Source organism: Methylobacterium sp. J-070 (assembly GCF_022829385.1).
GTDB lineage: Bacteria > Pseudomonadota > Alphaproteobacteria > Rhizobiales > Beijerinckiaceae > Methylobacterium.
Window position 1 is genome coordinate 1 of record NZ_JAKSXX010000166.1, and the last position, 14,832, is coordinate 14,832.

12 protein-coding genes are annotated in these 14,832 nt (G+C 71.4%); 4 read left to right on the top strand and 8 right to left on the bottom strand.

Annotated features, from left to right (window positions below; translation table 11 throughout):
- Positions 1-517 precede the first annotated feature (517 nt).
- Positions 518-2,209, top strand: coding sequence for a methyl-accepting chemotaxis protein (locus MKL01_RS18030; RefSeq protein WP_243906586.1), 1,692 nt, complete (start codon positions 518-520; stop codon positions 2,207-2,209).
- A gap of 36 nt (positions 2,210-2,245) precedes the next feature.
- Here MKL01_RS18030 and MKL01_RS18035 read toward each other — a convergent pair whose 3' ends face one another.
- The 8 genes from MKL01_RS18035 to MKL01_RS18070 all read right to left on the bottom strand — a co-directional run bounded on the left by MKL01_RS18035 (position 2,246) and on the right by MKL01_RS18070 (position 11,583).
- Complete coding sequence (locus MKL01_RS18035; protein ID WP_243906587.1) at positions 2,246-3,385, bottom strand: amidohydrolase/deacetylase family metallohydrolase; 1,140 nt, start codon at positions 3,383-3,385, stop codon at positions 2,246-2,248.
- A gap of 20 nt (positions 3,386-3,405) precedes the next feature.
- Positions 3,406-4,404, bottom strand: coding sequence for an ABC transporter ATP-binding protein (locus MKL01_RS18040; protein WP_243906588.1), 999 nt, complete (start codon positions 4,402-4,404; stop codon positions 3,406-3,408).
- Between the two features lie 253 nt (positions 4,405-4,657).
- Positions 4,658-5,656 carry an ABC transporter ATP-binding protein gene (locus MKL01_RS18045; RefSeq protein WP_409566272.1) on the bottom strand — a complete coding sequence of 333 codons (999 nt, stop codon included), beginning with the start codon at positions 5,654-5,656 and terminating at the stop codon, positions 4,658-4,660.
- A gap of 13 nt (positions 5,657-5,669) precedes the next feature.
- Positions 5,670-6,644: an ABC transporter permease gene (locus tag MKL01_RS18050; RefSeq protein WP_409566273.1), complete on the bottom strand. Its 975-nt coding sequence runs from the start codon at positions 6,642-6,644 to the stop codon at positions 5,670-5,672.
- Positions 6,641-7,582: an ABC transporter permease gene (locus MKL01_RS18055; protein WP_243906590.1), complete on the bottom strand. Its 942-nt coding sequence runs from the start codon at positions 7,580-7,582 to the stop codon at positions 6,641-6,643. Before MKL01_RS18055 ends, MKL01_RS18050 begins: the two co-directional genes overlap by 4 nt.
- A gap of 261 nt (positions 7,583-7,843) precedes the next feature.
- The gene (locus MKL01_RS18060) at positions 7,844-9,430 is read right to left on the bottom strand and encodes an ABC transporter substrate-binding protein (RefSeq protein ID WP_243906591.1); all 1,587 of its coding nucleotides are present in this window, start codon (positions 9,428-9,430) and stop codon (positions 7,844-7,846) included.
- Between the two features lie 399 nt (positions 9,431-9,829).
- Positions 9,830-10,702: an alpha/beta fold hydrolase gene (locus MKL01_RS18065; protein WP_243906592.1), complete on the bottom strand. Its 873-nt coding sequence runs from the start codon at positions 10,700-10,702 to the stop codon at positions 9,830-9,832.
- On the bottom strand, positions 10,681-11,583 hold the full coding sequence (locus MKL01_RS18070; protein ID WP_243906593.1) for a YihY/virulence factor BrkB family protein: 903 nt from the start codon (positions 11,581-11,583) through the stop codon (positions 10,681-10,683). The genes MKL01_RS18065 and MKL01_RS18070 overlap by 22 nt, the downstream gene beginning before the upstream one ends.
- 201 nt (positions 11,584-11,784) lie before the next feature.
- Between MKL01_RS18070 and MKL01_RS18075 the strand changes: the two genes are divergently transcribed.
- The 3 genes from MKL01_RS18075 to MKL01_RS18085 all read left to right on the top strand — a co-directional run bounded on the left by MKL01_RS18075 (position 11,785) and on the right by MKL01_RS18085 (position 14,622).
- Complete coding sequence (locus tag MKL01_RS18075; RefSeq protein ID WP_243906594.1) at positions 11,785-12,675, top strand: DMT family transporter; 891 nt, start codon at positions 11,785-11,787, stop codon at positions 12,673-12,675.
- 92 nt (positions 12,676-12,767) lie between these two features.
- Entirely contained in the window at positions 12,768-14,318 is a 1,551-nt protein-coding gene (locus tag MKL01_RS18080) for an FAD-dependent oxidoreductase (protein ID WP_243906595.1), read from the top strand.
- A 97-nt stretch (positions 14,319-14,415) separates the two neighbouring features.
- Entirely contained in the window at positions 14,416-14,622 is a 207-nt protein-coding gene (locus MKL01_RS18085) for a hypothetical protein (RefSeq protein ID WP_243906596.1), read from the top strand.
- The last annotated feature ends 210 nt before the right edge of the window (positions 14,623-14,832 follow it).

Consider the following 14,832-nt stretch of genomic DNA (forward strand, 5'->3'; position numbering starts at 1 on the left):
CGGCCAGACCGAAAAGCTCACCCGGTAGGTGGCCGTCACAAGATGATCGCGCGTCTTGTACCGCAGCGTCACCCCGTCAACCGCCAGAAGTGGCGCTCCCGTATCCATCCATCCTCCCCGGGCGCCGCGGATCTCGCCGCGTGTCGCTGGCGGCCGGCTCGGGGCCGGCCTTCACGGGAAAGTGTAGGGTCGCCCGGCGGGGGCTGTAAAGAACCGTATTCACGCAGATATAGGATAAAAATCCCGGTTTTCGATCCAACAGATCGGCCAATGAGTCTTATAGTATTGGTATAGTACATTTTTACAGAGGAAAAATCATCCGGATATTTATATATTCAATCCGCAATGTCTATTCCGACCCGGAGGCGCTGTTCAGATCTCCAATCACGAAGATTTGTCCTGCCGGAATCTTGGCGGGCGCAATCTCGTTAAGCCGGAACCGGCAAGGATGTCGGCGGCCGGATTGCGTATGGGACATCATCCACCGGCTGTCTTCCCGACTTCCGGAGCTGTCGAAATGCGGTTGCACCTCTCCATCAAGGCGGCCTTGATCGGTGCGTTCGGCTGCCTCGCCCTGATCGCCGCCGGCCAGGGTGTTCTCTCCATCGCCAAGCTGTCGGGCATCCGCTATTCGGTGGATCAGGTGGCCACGAACTGGCTCCCCTCCGTGGTGATCCTGGACACGCTCCAGGGCGACGTGGCCGAGATCTGCCTCAAGCAGTTCCGCCTGGTCACGCTCTCGGCCACGCCGGAGCAGCGCGCCGAGAACGAGCGGCTCTATGCCGACGCCCGCGCCAGGCTCGCCGAGCACCGGAAGGTCTACGAGCCGATGATCGCCTCGCCGGAGGAACAGGGGCTCTATGACGCCTTCGGCAAGCTCTGGACCACCTACGAGGCGGCCAGCCACGAGGCCGGCGCGCTGGTCGCGGCCGGCAGGACGGCGGACGCCCTCGCGATGATCGGCAACCCCGACGCGCTCATGCTCTACAATCATCTGCGCGACGCCCTGGCCCGCGACGCGGATCTGAACAACCGCTCCGCGCAGAAGGAGGCCGAGTCCACGCAGGCGCTGACGGGCGCGGCCGTGGTGACCAGCTACGCGGCGGTGACCCTGGCGGTCGCGGCGGCGCTGGCGGCCTCCGTGTTCGGGCTCCTGCGGATCTCGCGCCCGATCCAGCAGATGACCACCGCGATGACGGTCCTGGCCGGCGGCGATACCGCGGCCGACGTGCCGTTCCGCCAGCGCCGCGACGAGATCGGCGCGATGGCCGCCGCCGTCCAGGTGTTCAAGGACAACCTGATCCGCAGCCGGGCCCTGGAGGCGGAGACGGCCGCCGCCCGGGCCTCGGCCGAGGCGCAGCGCCGGGCCGGCATGCTCCAGATGGCCGACCGGTTCGAGGCTGCGGTCGGCGGCATCGTCGGGCAGGTCTCGGCCTCCGCCACCGAATTGCAGGCCACCGCGGGCTCCCTGTCGGCCATGGCCGGCCAGACCTCCGCCCAGTCCACCGCGGTGGCGGCGGCCGCCGAGGAGGCGGGCTCCAACGTCAACACCGTGGCGGCGGCCGCCGAGGAGCTGGGCTCGTCGGTGCAGGAGATCGGCCGGCAGGTGGATGGCTCGGCCCAGCTCGCCCAGTTGGCCGTCAACGAGGCCGACCAGACCGGCGCGCTGGTGCAGGAGCTGAGCGGCGCGGTCGCACGCATCGGCGACGTCGTCGGGATGATCTCGACCATCGCCGGCCAGACCAACCTGCTGGCGCTCAACGCCACGATCGAGGCGGCCCGGGCCGGCGCGTCGGGCCGGGGCTTCGCGGTGGTCGCCTCGGAGGTCAAGGCGCTCGCCGAGCAGACCGCCAAGGCCACGGAGGAGATCAGCCAGCAGATCGCCCGGGTGCAGGGGGTGACCGGACAGGCGGTCGGGGCGATCGGCACGATCACGGCGCGCATCCGCGAGATCAACGGGGTGGCGACCTCGATCGCCGCCGCCGTGGAGCAGCAGGGCGCGGCGACCCAGGAGATCGTGCGCAACGTCGGCCAGGCGGCGCAGGGGACCGCCGAGGTGACCAGCAACATCACCGGCGTGGCGGGGGCGGCCGAGGAGACCGGTGCGGCGGCGGGCCAGGTGCTCGGCGCCGCGACCGAGCTATCGCGCCAGTCCGAGCACCTCACCGCCGAGATCGGGCGCTTCCTGGCGACCGTCCGGGCCGCTTAGGCAGGGGCCTGCGGGTCACCGGTAGGCGACCCCGGCTCAGGCCGGGTGCCACCACCGGCCCCGCAGCACCACGCCCTCGGCGGTGATCCGCTGGGCGCCCTGCATGTGCTCGCCCCTTGTGTCGACGTAGTCGAAGTCTCCGTCCCGGACCGCCAGCACGGTGGCATCCCCCAGGGACCCGACCTTCAGGCTGCCGTACTCCATGCGCCTCACCGCCACCGCGGCATTCACCGTGGAGGCCGCGATGACGTCGCGGAGGCTCATGCCGAGGCAGAGCATCTTCGACATCGTGGTGACCTGATCGAAGGCCGGCCCGTCGATGCAGAGCTGGTGCACGTCCGACGAGATCGTGTCCGACAAGAAGCCGCCCGCCAGCATGGCCCGGGCGGTCTTGAACGCGAACGAGCCCTTACCGTGGCCGATGTCGAACAGCACGCCCCGGGCCCGGGCCTCGCGGAGCGCCGGCTTCACCGCGCCTTGAGCGGTCACGGGGGAATTCGGGAACGGCCGGAACGCGTGGGTCAGCACGTCGCCGGGGCGCAGCATGGCGAGCACCTCCTCGTAGCTCGGCGGCGGCTCGTCGATATGGGCCATCAGCGGCAGGCCGGTCTCCTCCGCGACCTGCAGGGCGATGCCCAGCGGCGCGGTGCCCTGGTCCCCGGAGGAGTTGCGCCCGACCCGGACCTTGATGCCGATGATCACGTCCCGGTTGGCCTCGGCGACCTCCACGGCCTCGCGGGGCGCCATGAGCCGCGGATCCTGGCTCTCGCCGACCATGATCGTCTTCGAGAAGGCGAAGATGCCGGCGAACGACACGTGCAGGTAGGCGAGGATCCGCGCCTCCGAACGGTCGATCACGTGCTTGCGAAATCCGGAAAAATTGCCGGGTCCCGCGCTGCCGGTATCCACCGAGGTCGTCACCCCGGAGGTCCGGCAGAAATCGTCGGCGTCGATCCCGATCGAGGTGCCGCCCCAGTAGACGTGGGTGTGCAGGTCGATCAGGCCCGGGGTGACGATCGCCCCGGCCATGGCGCGCACCTGCGTGCCCGGCCCGGCCGGCAGGTCGCGGCCGAAGCCCGAGACCCGTCCGTCCGCGAAGGCGACATCGCAGATCCCGTCATGGTCCTGCGACGGGTCGATGACCCGCGCGCCCTTCAGGATGAGGTCGTGCTGCAAGGCTGTCTCCGGAATCGGTGTCAGGCCGCCTGGGCCGGTGCGGCGGCGTCGTTGAGGTGGCAGGCGGCGAAGTGGCCGGCGCCCACGGAGTCCAGGCCCGGCACCTCGACCCGGCAGCGGTCGAAGACGTACGGGCAGCGGGTGTGGAAGCGGCAGCCCGCCGGCGGGTCGATCGGGCTCGGCACGTCGCCCTTGAGCACGATCCGGGTGCGCCCGGCCCCGGGCTCGGGGATCGGCACCGCCGAGAGCAGCGCCTGGGTGTAGGGGTGCTTGGGCGCCAGGAACAGGTCGCGGCGGGGCCCGATCTCGACGATCTTGCCGAGATACATCACCGCCACCCGGTGGGTCATGTGCTCGACGATGGCGAGGTCGTGCGAGATGAACAGCATCGCGAGGTCGAGCTCGCGCTGGAGGTCCCGCAGCAGGTTGACGATCTGCGCCTTCACCGAGACGTCCAGCGCCGAGACCGCCTCGTCGCAGATGATCAGGTCCGGCTCGGCGGCCAGCGCCCGGGCGATGCCGATGCGCTGGCGCTGGCCCCCCGAGAACTCGTGCGGGAAGCGCCCCAGCGCCTCGCGCGGCAGGCCGACCCGGTCCATCAGGGAGGCGAGCTTCGCGTCGAGATCGGCCGCGTTCCGGGCCAGCCCGAAATTGCGGATCGGCTCGGCCAGGATCCCCCGCACCCGCATCCTCGGGTTGAGCGACGAGAACGGGTCCTGGAACACCATCTGGATGTGGCGCCGCAGGGGCCGGAGCGTGCCGGCCGAGAGGTCGTCGATGCGCCGCCCGTCGAGCACCACCTGGCCGGCGGTGGGGGCGTAGAGGCGCATCAGCGCCTTGGCGACGGTGGACTTGCCGCAGCCGGACTCGCCGACGAGCGACAGGGTCTCGCCCCGGGCCACCGTGAAGGACAGGCCGTCCACCGCCTTGAGCACGCGGGTCGACCGGCCGAACAGGCCGCCGCCGAGGGGAAAGTGCTTCTTGAGGTCGTTGACCTCCAGCAGGGTGCGGGGGGTCACGGGCGGATCTCCCTGTGAGAATGAGACGCGACGGCGCCCGCTTCGTCCCTCCCCCCTCCGCGGGGGAGGGTGGCCCCTGCGTCAGCAGGGGTCGGGAGAGGGGAGCACGGCTTCCGGACTTGGCAAAGCAGACGTGAAGGCCGCAGCCTTGTTCTGCACCGTCGCTCCCCTCTCCCCCCCTGCTGCGCAGGGCACCCTCCCCCGCAGAGGGGGGAGGGAAGGCGCGCGCGGAGGCTGATCTGTCCAAAAAAAATCATGCCGCCAGCGCGTCCTTGGGCGCGTAGTGGCAGGCGGCGAGGTGGCCCGGCGCCTTCGGCTCCAGGGCCGGGGCGTAGGCGCGGCACAGGTCGGTGACGTCCGGGCAGCGCCCGGCGAAGACGCAGCCCTCGATCCGGCCCTTCAGGCTCGGCACCATGCCGGGGATCTCGGCGAGGCGCGCGTCGGCCCCGTGCTCCACGGCGCCGAGCTTGGGCACCGCTCCCATCAGGCCCCGCGTGTAGGGATGGCGGGGCGCCCGGAACAGGTCGCGGACCGACGCCTCCTCGACCTTGCGGCCGGCATACATCACCACCACCCGGTCGGCGACCTCGGCCACCACCCCGAGATCGTGGGTGATCAGCATGATCGCGGCGCCGACCCGGGCCTTCAGGTCGCGCATCAGGTCGAGGATCTGGGCCTGGATGGTCACGTCCAGCGCCGTGGTCGGCTCGTCGGCGATCAGGAGCTTGGGCGAGCAGGCGAGCGCGATGGCGATCATCACCCGCTGGCGCATGCCGCCCGAGAGCTGGTGCGGGTATTCCCGCACCCGGCGCCGGGGCTCGGGGATGCCGACCAGCGTCAGCATCTCCACGGCCCGCTCCTCGGCCTCCCGCCGGCTCAGGCCCTGGTGCAGCCGCAGGGTCTCGCCGATCTGGCGGCCGACCGTCAGGACGGGGTTCAGGGACGTCATCGGCTCCTGGAAGATCACGCTGATGTCGTTGCCGCGGATCTTGCGCATGGCGCTGTTCGGCAGGTCGAGGAGGTTCCTGCCCTCGAACTTGATGGCGCCGGCGATGCGGGCCGGCGGCTCGGGCAGGAGCCGCAGGATCGACATCGAGGTCACCGACTTGCCGCAGCCGGACTCGCCCACGATCGCCAGGGTCTCGCCCGACTGGATCGCGAACGAGACCCCGTCCACCGCCCGGTTCACCCCGTCGGGGGTGCGGAAATGGACCTGCAGGTTCTCGATCGACAGGAGGGGTACGCCGCTCATCACACGTCCCATCTCAGACATCTTTGGCCATGCGGGGGTCGAGGGCGTCGCGCAGGCCGTCGCCGACGAGGTTCACCGCGAGCACGGTGGTCGACAGGAAGATCGCCGGGAACAGGATGATGTAGAACTTCACCTGCCAGAGGGCCCGGCCCTCGGCCATGATGTTGCCCCAGGAGGGCGTCGAGGGCGGCACGCCCGCGCCGATGAACGACAGGATCGCCTCGGTGATCATCGCCGACGCGCAGATGTAGGTCGCCTGCACGGTCATGGGCGCCAGCGTGTTGGGCAGGATGTGGCGCCAGATGATCGCGGGCATCCGCGTGCCGGTGGTCACCGCCGCCTCGACGTAGGGCTGCTCGCGCAGGGACAGCACGACGCCGCGCACGAGGCGGGCGACCCGGGGGATCTCCGCGATGGTGATCGCCACGATGACGTTCTGGATCGAGCCGCGGGTGAGCGCCATCAGCGCGATGGCCAGCAGGATCGGCGGGATCGACATCATGCCGTCGACGATCCGCATGACGATCCCGTCGAGCCAGCGCACCATGCCGGAGACGAGGCCGACCGCGAGCCCGACGATCGAGGCGAGGAACGCCACCGTGAAGCCCACCAGCAGGGAGACCCGGGCGCCGTAGACCACCCGCGAGTAGACGTCGCGGCCGAGCATGTCGGTGCCGAACCAGTAGAGGGCGGAGGGCACCCGGGTGCGCTTGGCCGGCGCCAGGGCGGTGGGGTCGACGGTGCCGAGCCAGGGCGCCAGCACCGCCATCAGGAACACGACGAGGAGCAGGAGGCCGCCGATCACGATGGTCGGATTGCGGCGCGCGTAGGTCCAGACGGGACCCCGGCGCTTGCGCACCGGGATCACGTCCGGCAGCGGCGCCGCTATGGCGAGGCCGGGCGGCGGGGGCGCCTTGGGGGCGGTGCCGTCGGGCGGGGCACCGGCGGGCGGGGCGCGGTCGGGGAAGGGCGCGACGGTCGCGGTCAATAGCGGATCCTCGGGTCGAGCACGGTGTAGAACAGGTCGATGGCGAGGTTCACCAGCACGTAGACGAAGCTGAACAGCAGCACGACGCCCTGGATGACCGGATAGTCGCGCCGCAGGATCGCATCGACGGTGAGGCGCCCGAGGCCCGGGATCGCGAACACCGTCTCGGTCACCACGGCGCCGCCGATCAGCAGGGCGATGCCGATGCCGATGACGGTGACGATCGGCACCGCGGCGTTCTTGAGGGCGTGGACGAACAGGACCGGCCCCTGCGACAGGCCCTTGGCCCGGGCGGTGCGCACGTAATCCTGGCTCAGCACGTCGAGCATGGTCGCCCGGGTCACCCGGGCGATCAGCGCGATGTAGACGAGGCCCAGCGTCACCGCGGGCAGGATCAGGTTGGACAGCCAGGGCCAGAGCCCCTGCTCGATCGGCGTGTAGCCCTGCACGGGCAGCCAGCCGAGTTCGAGGGCGAAGACGTAGGCCAGCACGTAGCCGACCACGAAGACCGGCACCGAGAAGCCCATCACGGCGAGGCCCATGACGAGGCGGTCGATCAGGCTGCCGGCCTTCCAGGCCGCGACGACGCCCAGCGGCACCGCCACCACGATGGCGAAGACCAGGGTGACGAGCATCAGCGAGACGGTGGGCTGCACCCGCTGGCCGATCATCGTGGTGACCGGCAGGTTGGTGAAGATCGAGGTGCCGAGGTCCCCGTGCAGGATCTGCCAGGACCATTCGCCGAACCGCACTAGGAACGGCCGATCGAGGCCGAGCGTGGCGCGGATCCGGGCGACGTCGTCGGGGGTCGCCTGGTCGCCCGCGATGATCGCCGCCGGATCGCCCGGGGCGAAGTAGAGCAGGCTGAAGACGAACAGGCCGACCACCGCCATGACCGGGATGGTGGCCAGGATGCGTCTGCCGATATAGCCGAGCATGGATCCTCCGCTATCGTGCCGGGCCGCGGGCGCGGCGAGCGCCGCTACACCCCCTCCCCCCTTTGCGGGGGAGAGAGGCCCCTGCGTCAGCAGGGGTCGGGAGAGGGGAGCAACGGTGCAGAACGAGGCTTTGGCCTTCATGAAGGCTGCGCCCCTTCCCGAAGCCGCGCTCCCCTCTCCCGACCCGCTTCGCGGGCCACCCTCCCCCTCAGAGGGGGGAGGGAAGGCGCGCGGCTGTTACCGTCATAACCACCCGCCCCCTCACGCCTTCGAAACCCCCCAGGTGAACGGGATCGGCCCCTTCACGATGCCCGAGACACTCTTCCGCCACGCCTGGTAGCCGAGGAAGAACCCGGTCGGCACGTAGACCACGCCCTCGCAGGCGGCGGCGTTGACCTTGTCGATGGCGGCCTTCTCGGCGGCCGGGTCGGCGGCGTCGAACCACTCGGCGATGGCGGTCTCCACCGGCGGGACGTTGGGCCAGCCGAACCACGCCTTGTCGCCGCTCGCCCGCACCGCCGGGTAGCCCGCCGGGTTGATGCAGTCGGCGCCCGCGTGCCAGGTGTGGAACATGTTCCAGCCGCCCTGGGCGGGGGGCGCCTTGGAGGCCCGGCGGGTGCCGGTGGTGCCCCAGTCGGTGGCGACGAAGTCGACGTTGAAGCCCATCTGCTTCAGAAGGTCGGCGGTGATGTCGCCCTGCGCCTTGGTGATCCCCTGGTCCTGGGCGACGATGCACACCACAGGCTCGCCCTTGTAGCCGGCTTCCTTGAGCAGCTTCTGGCCGAGCTTGATGTCGCCCTTGCCGACATTGCCCCCGCCGGCCTCGCTGTAGAGCGGCGTCCCCGGCGTGAAGAAGCCCGGGAGCTTCTTCCACAGGCTGTCGTCGTCGCCGACGATCGAGCGCATGTAATCCTCCTGGCTCATCGCGGTCAGGACGGCCTGGCGGATCTTCGGGTTGTCGAAGGGCGGATACAGGTGGTTCATCCGGAACGACCCGATATTGCCCAGCGGGTCGGCGATATCGACGTTGAGGTTGGCGTTCTTGCGCAGCAGCGGCACGAGGTCGGAGATCGGGTTCTCCCACCAGTCGACCTCGCCGTTCTGCAGGGCCGCCGAGGCGGTGGCGGCGTCCGGCATGATCACCCACTCGACGCGGTCGACCAGCATGCGCTTGCCCCCCGCCAGCCAGGAATTCGGCTCGTCGCGGGGCGTGTAGCCGGCGAATTTCTCGAACACCGCCCGGGCGCCCGGCACCCACTCGTTGCGGACGAAGGTCATCGGGCCCGAGCCGACATACTCGGTGATCTGCGTGAACGGGTCGGTCTTGGCGATCCGCTCCGGCATGATCAGCGCCATCGGGGCGTTGGTCTTGCCGAGCGCGTAGAGCAGCTTCGGGAACGGCCTCTTCAGGCGCCAGCGGAAGGTCTTGTCGTCGGTGGCGGCGAGGTCGTCCTGGATCCCGCGGATCATCAGGCCGATCGGGTCCCGGGCCATCCAGCGGGTGAGGCTCGCCACCACGTCCTTGGCCAGCACCGGCTCGCCGTCGTGGAACTTGAGGCCGGGGCGCAGCCGGAAGGTCCAGGTCAGCTTGTCGCCCGAGATCTCCTCAGACTCGACCATCTGGCGCTGCGGCTTCAGCTCCGCATCGACGCCGTAGAGCATGTCCCAGACCAGGGTGCCGGCGTTGCGCACCACGTACTGGGTGCCCCAGATCGGATCGAAATTGGCGAGGTTGGCCTGGGGCACGAAGCGCAACACCTTGGCGCCCTGCGCCAGGGCCGGCATCGCGACCTGCGGAGCGGCCAGCCCGAGGGCGGCCGAGCCCTTGAGGAAGGTCCTGCGGTCCATGGTGATCTCCCTGGTGGTGCGGGTCTCAGGCCCGGTTCGCCGGCCCACACCTTGTGGGCGAATTTGAACGGTTCTGAAGCAGGGGCGCAATGGCCCGGCGTGACAGTGCGGCTCGAGCAAGCGCCCGCGCGACCGCCGGCTTGAGGGCGGCGGAGGCGGGGCGGACGCGGGCAGGGTCGGCACGGGTCGGGTTCACGGACGCCGTCTCGCAAACCCCGCGCCAGCTGGTCCGATGCTGCGTAATGTATTCAGACGCGGCGGGCGCGACGTGCGCCGTCCGGTGCGGCGCTGCGGTGTCCGCGGGGGCGATCCGGCACGTCCGCCTCCGATCGGGCCCAGGCCCCTACGGATCCGCTCCGGTCTCCGTTCGCGTCGCGGGCCCGGCGGCGGGCCGGCGGCTCACACCCAGCCGATCCGCGCGAAGAACCCGCCGACCGCCGCCGCTGCCGCATCGGGATCCTCCCGGTGCGGGAAGTGCCCGACGCCCGGGAACGGCGCGAGATCCAGATCGGAAAACGTCTCGCCCAGGCGGTCGGTCCAGGCGTAGGGGAAGATCGGGTCGTGCTCGGCCCAGCGCACGCAGGTCGGCACGGCGATCGGCGGCAGGGCCGGGGCCTCGCCCTTGAGCATCGCGATCCGGCCGGCATGGGCGGCCCGGTAATGCGCGAAGCCGCCCGCGAGGTTCCCGGGCTTCAGGAAGGCGTCCACGAAGGCGTCGAGCACCGGGTCGAAGGCGTCCTTGCGGTGCGACCAGTGCCGCAGGAAGTGGCCGATATAGGCGGCGCAGCTCTCCCGGCCGGCGCCGACCAGCGTCACCGCCAGGTTTATCTGGTTGAACGACTGGTACCAGATCTCGGCGAGCCGGTCCGGTGCGCCGAGACGGGGGCCGATGCCGGGATAGACGAAGTCGAACAGGAACAGGCCGGCGCAGCGCTCCGGGTTCGCCCGGGCGAGGGCCTGGATCACCGCCCCGCCGACATCGTGTCCGACGATGCCGGCGCGGTCGATCCCCAGCGCATCCAGCAGGGCGACCATGTCGGCCGCCTGATCCGCGGGCCCGAACGGGCCTTCGGGCTTGTCGCTGTCGCCGAAGCCGCGCAGGTCCGGGGCGATCAGGGTGTGGCGATCCGCGAGCCGCGCCATCACGGGCTCCCAGGTCAGCCAGAATTCCGGCCAGCCGTGGAGCAGCAGCAGCGGCGCGCCCGTGCCGCACCGGGCGACGTGCAGGTCCGCGCCGTTCACGCGGACCGTCAGGTGCTCGAGGCCGTCCATCGTCCCTCCATCTCGGCGCGGCGCGCCAGCATCTTCGCCTGCAGGCGGCTGCGGCGGGCGGCGATCACCGTGCCGTTGATCTCGCCGCCGAACAGGAACATGGCGGCGAGCCAGTAGAGGAACACCAGGAACACCATCGCGGTGGCCAGCCCCCCGTAGGTCGACGCGTAGGCGTTGGAGAACCGGTCGAGGTAATAGCCGAAGCCGAGGCCGGCGAAGAACCACAGCACCAGCGTCACCCCGATCCCCGGCAGCACCGACAGGATCGAGCGCCGCCCGGCCGCGACGAACTTGTGGGCGATCACCAGGACGACGGCGAGCAGCAGCGCCGTGACGGCGATCCGCCCGATCGCCACCGTGAGGCTCAGGGGCTCGAGCCCCGGCGCCACCAGGAGGAGGTTGCGCCAGATCAGCGGGCCCAGCACCACGAGCAGCGCGAAGGCCAGCATGGCGAAGGCGCCGCACACCACGTAGCCGATCGATTCGAGCCGGGTCAGCCACCAGGGCCGGCTCTCCCGCAGGCCGTAGGCCCGGTTGAGCCCGACCCGCAGGCTCTCGACCCCCGAGGACGAGAAGTACAGGGCGAACAGCGCGCCGAGCGTCAGCACGCCGCTGCGCTGCTCGGTGAGCACCCGGTGGACCTCGCCGACGATCGGCTTGGCGATCTCCCGGGGCCACGCGTCGAAGATCAGCACCCCGGCCTCGTCGGCGAGCGACTGGGTGCCGAACAGGCCGGCGAGCGCGGCGAGCAGGATCAGGAACGGGAACAGCGACGTCAGGGTCGAGAGGGCGATGTGGCTCGCGATCGCCCAGCCGTCATGGGCGACGAAGCGCTGCGCGGCGAGGCCCGCGACCTGGAAGCCACTGCGGAGGGGGGTCACGTGTGTCCAACGATCCTCGGAGAGTGCCGCCGCCGATGAAGGGCGCCGGGATGCGCCGGTCAACGCCGCGGGGCCGCCGGGGCTGCGTTCCGCCGCCCGGTGAGGCGCCCGGGCCACGCCGGGCGTCCGCGGGGCGGACGACCGGGCCGGCGACGGAAACGACGTTGCGACTCGCCGACGGGATGCGCCTTAGATACAGCCATGCTGCCGCCCGCACGACCCTCGAGACTCGCGTCCGCCGCCCTCCCGGCGCTGTTCGTCCCGATCTGGGCGACGGGCTTCGTCTCGGCCCGCGCGGTGGTGCCGCACGTGGACCCGCTGGCCTTCACGGCCGTCCGCTTCACCGCCGTCGCCGTGGTGCTGAGCCTGATCGCGGCGGCCTCCCGCGCGCGCTGGCCGGGCAGCCCGGCCGGCTGGCGCGACCCCGTCGTCGCGGGCTTCCTGATGCAGGGGGTCTACCTGTCGGGGGTCTTCTGGGCGGTGAGCCACGGGCTGCCGGCCGGCATCGCGGCGCTGGTCGGCAGCCTTCAGCCGCTGCTGACCGCCCTCCTGGCACGACCGCTGCTGGGCGAGCGCGTCAGCGGGCGGCGGGCGGCGGGCATCCTCATGGGTTTCGCCGGGACGGCCCTCGTGCTTGCCCCGAAGCTCGGCGCCACGGACCCGTCCGGAATCCCGCCGCGGGCCCTCGCCGTCAGCCTCCTGGCGGTCCTGGCGCTGACCCTCGGCACCCTCTGGCAGAAGCGCACCGGCGGCCGGGGCGACCTCCTGGCCGGGGCGACGCTCCAGTTCGTCGGCGGCATGGCCTGCGCGATCCCCCTGGCCCTCGCCCTCGGCGAGGCGGCCTACGACCCGGCGCCCGCCCTGTGGCTCGGGCTCGCCTGGGCGGTCCTGGTCAATTCGGTGGCGGGGATCCTGCTGCTGCTGGTGCTGATCCGGCGGGGCGCGGTGGCGGGGGTGGCCGCCCTGTTCTTCCTGGTCCCGCCGGTCGCGGCGATCCTCGGCTACCTCCTGTTCGGGGAGGTGCTGACCCCGGTGCAGGGCGCCGGGATGGCGCTCGCCGCCCTCGGCGTGGCGGTGGCGAGCCGGGGCTGAGCCGCCCGACCTGCGACCGATGGCCCGGAAACCCTTCGCGGCCTCGCGGTTTGGTGCGCGGGCCGTGACGGCCCGGCACGAGCGAGGCGAGGATGGATCAGGACAAGCCCCGCGAGATCCGCCTCGCCCTCGACGCGATCCCGCTCGGCGGCAAGGCCGAGGGCAAGGCGGGCGAGGACGCCGTGCTGTTCGTGCGCGACGCGGACGGCGTCCGGGCCTTCCAGGCCAAGTGCCCGCATCTCGGGGCGCCGCTCGCGAAGGGCGAGATCTGCGGCGGCCGGCTCTACTGCCCCTGGCACAAGGCGGCCTTCGCCCTCGCCGACGGCGGCCTCGAGGAGCCGCCGGCGCTGGAGGCGCTCACCCGCTATCCGGTCCGGATCGAGGGCGGCGAGGCGGTGGCGACGCTGACCCCGGAGCCCGCCCCGGCCAAGCGTGCCGCGACGTCCATCGCGACGGTCCTGATCGTCGGCACCGGCGCTGCGGCGGTCGCCTGCGTCACCACGCTCCGGCGCGAGGGCTACGGCGGCACGATCACCCTGGTCGGCCGCGAGGCCCATCCGCCCTACGACCGGACCAAGCTGTCCAAGCAGTTCCTGGCCAAGCCGACGCCCGCGGAGAAGACCCTGCTGGAGCCGGATTTCTCCGCGGCCCACCGGGTCGACCGGATCGAGGCCGAGGCCACCCGGATCGATCCGGCCGGCCGCAGCGTCACCCTGGCGGACGGGCGGGTGCTCACCGGCGACGCGCTGCTGATCGCCACCGGCAGCCGCGCCGTCGTGCCGGATTTCGCGGGACGGGACCTCGACGGGGTCATGACCCTGCGCAGCCTCGACGACGCGGTGCGGCTCAGCGACGCGGCGGGGCGCGCCGGGCGCGTGGTCGTGGTCGGCGCCGGCTTCATCGGCCTGGAGGCCGCGGCGTTCCTGACCAAGCGCGGCCTCGCGGTGACGGTGCTGTCCCGGGAGGCGATTCCCTTCGCCAAGCGCTTCGGCGAGGCCGTGGGCGCGGCGCTGAAGCGCTACCATGCCGGCAACGGCGTGACCTTCGTGCAGGGAAGCGTCGCGCGGATCGCCGGCACCGGATCCGTCGCGGCGGTCGAGACCGAGGACGGGACGCGGCTGCCGGCCGACATCGTGCTGATCGGCGCCGGCGCCGCGCCGGAGACCGGGATCGTCGCCGGGGTGGAGCCGGACGCGCAGGGCGGCCTGCCGGTGGGCGCCGACCTGAAGCTCGCCGACGGCGTCTGGGTCGCGGGCGACATCGCGGCCTTCCCGGAGCGCGGCAGCGGGGTCACGGCCCGGATCGAGCACTGGCGCCTGGCGCAGCAGCACGGGACCTTCGCGGCCCGGGCGATGCTGGGGGCGACGGGCGGGTTCTCGGCCGCGCCGTTCTTCTGGAGCAACCAGGGCGACAAGCGCCTGGATTACGGCGGCTACGCGCCGGGCTTCGACCGGATCATCCTGCAGGGCGATCCGGCGGCGCTGGACTTCATCGCCTATTACGTCCGCGCGGACCGGGCCGTGGCCGCCTGCAGCATCGGGCGCAATCCGGCCTTCACGGCGTTCCTGCACCTCCTGGGCGAGGACCGGGTGCCGAGCCCGGAGGCGATCGAGGCCGGCGCGGATCTCCCCGCGCTGGTTTGACGCCGGCCGCGTCCCGGCCGATGGAACTAGGTTGCCTGGCCGATCTTTCGGTAGGCGCCGCCCGCCGTCCGAGAAGCCGGGCCATCCGGGAGGCCGCATGAACTCGATCGTCGTCATCGCCCTGATCTGTGCCGCCTCCGTCCAGGCCCCCGACTGCTCGCGCGAGACCGCCATCGACGTGATCACCGGCCCCGCCCACACCCTCCAGGAATGCCTGGTTCAGGGACCCGTGCTGGCGGCCAATGCCGGTTTCAAGGGCGAGGACGGCGCCTACGTGAAGACCCGGTGCGAGCAGAAGCGCTGAGCCCGATGCGTCGCGGACGAACAGGCCCGCAGTTGATCAGTCTCCGGGCCGCGGGACCGTCTCGGGTTGCGCCGCCCTCGACTGCCAAGCGCCGCGCTCCGGGCCGTGCGCCGCCGTCTTCAACTTGAGTTCAAGACGCGGCAAAGGAAATCTGCTTCGGCTCCGGGCCGGGACAGGTTAAAAGACACGATCCAATAAGACGCCACGCGA